The organism is Domibacillus sp. F004, assembly GCF_057814295.1.
In genome coordinates, this window is the sequence record NZ_JBVATB010000032.1 from 1 (window position 1) to 365 (window position 365).

The 365-nt window shown below is 71.5% G+C and carries 1 protein-coding gene; it reads right to left on the reverse strand.

Annotated elements, in window-relative coordinates:
• The coding region (locus tag ACZYRN_RS19285; protein WP_488913190.1) for a PadR family transcriptional regulator at positions 1–331 on the reverse strand (331 nt) is incomplete at its 3' end.
• Positions 332–365: the final 34 nt, after the last annotated feature.

Consider the following 365-nt stretch of genomic DNA (forward strand, 5'->3'; position numbering starts at 1 on the left):
CGGGCGGCGGACGGTCGGCGCTCGCCGCGGCGCTCCCGCGGACGGCGACGGTGAGGGATGCCGCGCGCCGCGCGCCCGCGGCGCGGGGGCGGTAGAACTTGCGCGGACGCGACTCGTCGGGGTTCCACTCGCTGGTGAGGAACCCCTGCTTCTCGAGGCGCCGCAGCAGCGGGTAGAGCGTGTTCGCGTCGGTGGGGAAGCCGCGCTCGCCCAGCTCTTGGAGCAGCCCGTAGCCGTATCCGGGGTGGACGAGCAGGCGGAGGCACGCGAGCACGACGGTGCCGCGCCGCAGCTCCTGCAGGTGCGTCTCGAGGATCTCGGTTTCGCTCATGTCTCACACCATACTGTGTTTCACACACTATCGT